Raw genomic sequence first — 4,441 nt, forward strand, 5'->3', positions numbered from 1 at the left:
TTCCGGGTCTTGTCGCCAGCCACGTCGCAACCGCGGTCACGATAAGCGTGTGGCCATCCAGCGACACATAAAATTGCCGGCGCCCCTTGCGCAGCATCGGACGCAGGCGGCATCCGGGCCCGAGCGTGCAGCAGCCGTGGTCGGTGCGGAAGCACTCGACGATCGCCTGGTCCTCCTCAAGCGCTCGGACGGCCGCGCCAATTCTTATCTCCCGAGGCCTTTTCGGGAGGACGACGCCTCCGCCTGCGCCGCGAATCGTCTTGACGATCCCAATTGCCGCGAGGTCTTCAACGATCTTGCGCAGATGGTTGCGCGACAATCCCCCGAGCGACGTCGCCAGCGTCTCAACCGTGGTCGTTTCCGCGGAGCCGCTCTGGCCGAGCGCAATCAGCACGCGCAATGCGTATTCGGTTGAGGCAAGAAGTCGCATCATGAAACCCTGGAACCGCATTGACGCTAGCATATCCATCGTGGCACGAAAGTGGTATCAGAAATGCCATTTTAGGCGAGGACACAGCCCGTGACGGCGCAAACCGATGTCAGCCGCAAGGCGACCCTTGCGGTCGTGGGGTCGGTTGTCGATCGCAGCGAAACGAATGCCCTCATCGCCTGGATTGTGAGCCAGTTCAACAAAGCGCATCGCCGCGAACTGCTCTTTCCCGGCTTAGCGACCCTCAACGCTTTTGCCTTGCTTCCAACACCAGAGGTTTGACATGGAACGCCTGACCACGGCGGCCGCCCGCAACATCTTTTACGGCGGCTCCCTCTTTTTCTTCGTCGTCTTCGCACTGCTCGTCGGCAACAGCTACATGCAGGCGCGGGTCGTGGAACAGACGAACCCGATCAGCGCCGAGGCCGCGCGCGGCAAGCGCATCTGGGAAAAGAAAGCCTGCTTCGATTGCCACACGCTGTTTGGCGAGGGCGCGCGCTTCGCGCCCGAACTCGGCAAGGTCTGGATCAAGTACGGGGGAGACAAGGATCCTGCCGCGACCGAGGACACCTTCAAGGCCTGGTTCGCGGCGCAGCCGACCGGCACGGAAGGCCGGCACCAGATGCCGCAGTTCCATCTCTCCGATTCTGACGTGCACGACATGGCGGCCTTCCTGCGCTGGGTGAGCAAGGTCGACACCCAGAACTGGCCGTCGCACGCGCCGAAGTGACTTCAACCTTCCTGATTCTTTCCGAGGCAACGCCATGAAATATCCATCGCAGAGCGTCGCGCTCCCTTATTTTGTCGGGGCGCTCACCATCTTCGCGCTTCAGCTCGTCTTCGGCCTCGTCGGCGCGATCATGTACGTAGCGCCGAACCTCATTCCGCCCGACCTGCTGCCGTTCAGCGTCGTGCGCATGATCCACACCAACGCGCTGATCGTCTGGCTGCTGCTTGGCTTCTTCGGCTCGGCCTATTTCCTCCTGCCGGAGGAGACGGAGCGCGACATCTGGTCGCCCATGCTGGCGAAGGTTCAGTTCTGGCTATTCTTTGTCGCCGCCGCGGTCGCGGTCGTCGGCTATCTGTTCGGCAATTACGACGGCCGATCCTACCTCGAGCAGCCGATCTACATCAAAGTCGGCATCGTCGTCGTCGCGCTGATGTTCCTGCTCAACATCTCGATGACCGTGCTCAACGGGCGCAAGACCGTCATCACGGGCATCCTGCTCATGGGCCTCTGGGGCGTGGCGGTGTTCTTCCTGTTCGCCTTCTACGTCCCCGCCAACGTCGTCATCGACAAGATGTTCTGGTGGTGGGTCGTGCACCTCTGGGTCGAGGGCGTGTGGGAGCTCGTGATGGCCAGCATCCTCGCCTTCCTGCTGATCAAGCTCACCGGTGTCGATCGCGAGGTGGTCGAGAAGTGGCTCTACGTCATCATCGGCACGGCCTTGTTCTCCGGCATACTCGGCACCGGCCACCACTATTACTGGATTGGCGCGCCCGCCTACTGGCAGTGGATCGGCACGATCTTCTCGGCTGTCGAGCCGCTGCCGTTCTTCGCGATGGTCCTATTCGCCTTCGCCATGGTCTGGAAGGGCCGGCGCGATCATCCCAATCACGCTGCGCTCCTCTGGTCGCTCGGCTGCGCGGTGACCGCCTTCTTCGGCGCGGGCGTACTTGGCTTCCTGCATACGCTGGCGCCCATCAACTACTACACGCACGGCACCCAGGTTACCGCCGCTCATGGGCATCTCGCTTTCTACGGCGCCTACGCCATGGTCAATCTCGCGATGATCACCTACGCCATGCCGCCGTTGCTCGGACGCGCTCCCTACAACCAGAACCTCAACATACTCAGCTTCTGGACGATGACGACGGGCGTGGGAATCATGTCGGCGGCGCTGACCTTCGCCGGCGTCCTGCAGACCCACCTCGAGCGGGTGATGGGCCAGGATTACATGGACGTGCAGCAGCAACTCGGCCTCTTCTACACGATCCGGCTCTACGGCGGCGTCATGACCGCGCTGGGGCTCGTCATGTTCCTGATCGCCACGCTCGTTCCCGGACACCGAAAAGCGCCGGTGGCGGTCGCCTTCGCTGCCGCGGAGTGACGCAAAGAATCGGCCTGGCCCCTGTCTACCCCTACAGAGAGGCCGGACCCGATGCGAGGACCCGACGGTCGTCAACTGGTCGAGATCCCAGCCGAGCTTCGCTGAGCACCCCACGCTTGGCGAGGCCCTTCATAAGGTCAACCCATGTCGCTCGCCGCGCTGAAACCCGACGCCGAAGTTCCTTTCTATCTCCCCATCGGACAGGAGTGCGCGCTATTCCAGCACGCTTTCCGCCATCGCCTGCCGCTCATACTGAAGGGCCCGACCGGAAGCGGCAAGACCCGCTTTGTCGCCCATATGGCGGCGAGACTCGGCGTCCCGCTTATCACCGTGGCCTGTCATGACGACCTGACGGCCGCCGATCTCACCGGCCGCTATCTCCTGCGCGGCGGCGAGACGCATTGGGTCGACGGTCCGCTGACACGCGCCGTCCGCCAGGGTGGCGTCTGCTATCTCGACGAGGTCGTCGAGGCGGGCAAGGACGTCGCCGTCGTCCTCCATCCGCTGACCGATGACCGCCGCATTCTGCCGCTCGACCGCACCGGCGAGACGCTGATCGCGCCGTCGAACTTCATGCTCGTGGCGTCCTATAATCCCGGCTACCAGAACCTGACGAAGTCGCTGAAACCGAGCACGCGCCAGCGCTTCCTCGCGCTCGAATTCGGCTATCCGCCGGAAGAGGCGGAAGTCGCGATCGTGGCGGCCGAAAGCGGCCTCGCGGGCCAACGCTGCCGCGCGCTCGTTCTGCTCGCCCACCGTCTCCGGGCGCTCGGGGACGTCGATCTCGAGGAAGGCTGCTCGACGCGCCTCGTCGTCTATGCGGCGACCCTGATCGCCGGCGGCATGCGGGTCGAGGACGCCGTGCGCGCGGCGATGATCGAGCCGCTGACCGACGACGTCGAAACGCGCAAGGGATTGTCGGAGCTCGCCGCGGTCACGCTCGGCTGAAAGTAGGGCTTATGAAATCGCTCCTCGGCCTGCTCGAACCGGAGGAGTTCGTTGGAAAACTCTGGCATCGCGCTGCACGCGGCGACGCCCGTCCGCGCTTTCCGGAAGCCGCGTCCAGACTCGAAGACGCTCGGCGTTCGCTCGGCGTGGTATTTCGGGGGCTCGGCGGCGCGGCGGCGCTTTCGATCGTCGGAATCGGCGCCGGCGAATCCGGACATCGCACATCCCGGCGAGAGCGGTTTTCCAGCGCGAGCGCCGCACCTACCGCGCGACGCGACAGCCAGGCGCTCTATCTTCCCGCTGTGGTCGACCTCTGGCCGGACCGCGCCGACAACCAGGCGCTCCATCTCTGGCTTGCGGCGTTCTTCGCCCACTTGCCGCCGCGGCCGCCCGAGACGCCGGGCCCCGCGCGGGATCTTGCCATTCTTCGCAGCGTCGCGCGCGCGACCGATCAAGCGCTCGCCGCTGCGCCCGGTCTTCGGCCGGTTTACGCGAAGCTGAGCGAAATGGTCCTCTCCGCGCGGGCCGCGCGCGCTGCCGCCCGCGGAGGCGGCAGTCGAACGCGCAGTTCTCGCCCTGCTTGCCCGAGACGGGCTTGCATTTGCGCGCGCGTGCGAAGACGCGCGTGAGGCGGCTCGGTCAACTGCCTACCGCCCGTTCGCGCCGGTCCCACTCTGGGGCGAGGCGATCGACACTGCCGCCGGCGCGGCGCCGGCTGCCGCCGGCGATGAGCCGGCGTCTTCGGCGCAACAGGGCGATATGGTCGCCCGCAAGGCGCGCCGGGAAACTCAGGATGAAACGCAGCGGCAAGACTATCTGGCCCTCAACCGCTTCGAAAAAATGCTGACGCTGGCGCAGTCAATGAATCTGGCGCGTCCCATCGAGGACGATGACGAGGACGGGGCGCGGCACGCCGCGGAAAACTCCGACGAGATCGTACTCTCGCCGCACC

7 protein-coding genes are annotated in these 4,441 nt (G+C 65.0%); 6 read left to right on the forward strand and 1 reads right to left on the reverse strand.

Annotation, left to right across the window (positions count from 1 at the left end):
• A partial coding sequence (locus tag ACLP25_RS13130; RefSeq protein WP_442469640.1) for an RrF2 family transcriptional regulator occupies positions 1–394 on the reverse strand: 394 nt, incomplete at its 3' end.
• 126 nt (positions 395–520) lie between these two features.
• Here ACLP25_RS13130 and ACLP25_RS13135 point away from each other — a divergent pair.
• The 6 genes from ACLP25_RS13135 to ACLP25_RS13160 all read left to right on the forward strand — a co-directional run.
• Positions 521–712 (forward strand): hypothetical protein, encoded by a 192-nt coding sequence (locus ACLP25_RS13135; RefSeq protein WP_442469634.1) that lies wholly within the window; start codon positions 521–523, stop codon positions 710–712.
• Position 713: 1 nt separating this feature from the next.
• Positions 714–1,160 (forward strand): c-type cytochrome, encoded by a 447-nt coding sequence (locus tag ACLP25_RS13140; RefSeq protein ID WP_442469635.1) that lies wholly within the window; start codon positions 714–716, stop codon positions 1,158–1,160.
• Between the two features lie 34 nt (positions 1,161–1,194).
• Positions 1,195–2,541, forward strand: a complete 1,347-nt coding sequence (locus ACLP25_RS13145) for a cbb3-type cytochrome c oxidase subunit I (protein WP_442469636.1) — start codon at positions 1,195–1,197, stop codon at positions 2,539–2,541.
• 144 nt (positions 2,542–2,685) lie between these two features.
• Entirely contained in the window at positions 2,686–3,489 is an 804-nt protein-coding gene (locus ACLP25_RS13150) for a CbbQ/NirQ/NorQ/GpvN family protein (RefSeq protein WP_442469637.1), read from the forward strand.
• Positions 3,490–3,500: 11 nt separating this feature from the next.
• Positions 3,501–4,118: a hypothetical protein gene (locus ACLP25_RS13155; protein ID WP_442469638.1), complete on the forward strand. Its 618-nt coding sequence runs from the start codon at positions 3,501–3,503 to the stop codon at positions 4,116–4,118.
• A gap of 130 nt (positions 4,119–4,248) precedes the next feature.
• Positions 4,249–4,441, forward strand: a 193-nt coding sequence (locus ACLP25_RS13160; RefSeq protein ID WP_442469639.1) for a hypothetical protein, incomplete at its 3' end; no start/stop codon positions are given.

It is taken from the genome of Roseiarcus sp. (genome assembly GCF_052145395.1).
In the GTDB taxonomy this organism is placed as follows: Bacteria; Pseudomonadota; Alphaproteobacteria; order Rhizobiales; family Beijerinckiaceae; genus Roseiarcus.

Bases quoted from the DNA above. Each gene is read 5' to 3' on its own strand.
- ACLP25_RS13150 (WP_442469637.1), top strand. From the start codon at position 2,686: ATGTCGCTCGCCGCGCTGAAACCCGACGCCGAAGTTCCTTTCTATCTC.
- ACLP25_RS13155 (WP_442469638.1), top strand. From the start codon at position 3,501: ATGAAATCGCTCCTCGGCCTGCTCGAACCGGAGGAGTTCGTTGGAAAA.
- ACLP25_RS13140 (WP_442469635.1), top strand. From the start codon at position 714: ATGGAACGCCTGACCACGGCGGCCGCCCGCAACATCTTTTACGGCGGC.
- ACLP25_RS13145 (WP_442469636.1), top strand. From the start codon at position 1,195: ATGAAATATCCATCGCAGAGCGTCGCGCTCCCTTATTTTGTCGGGGCG.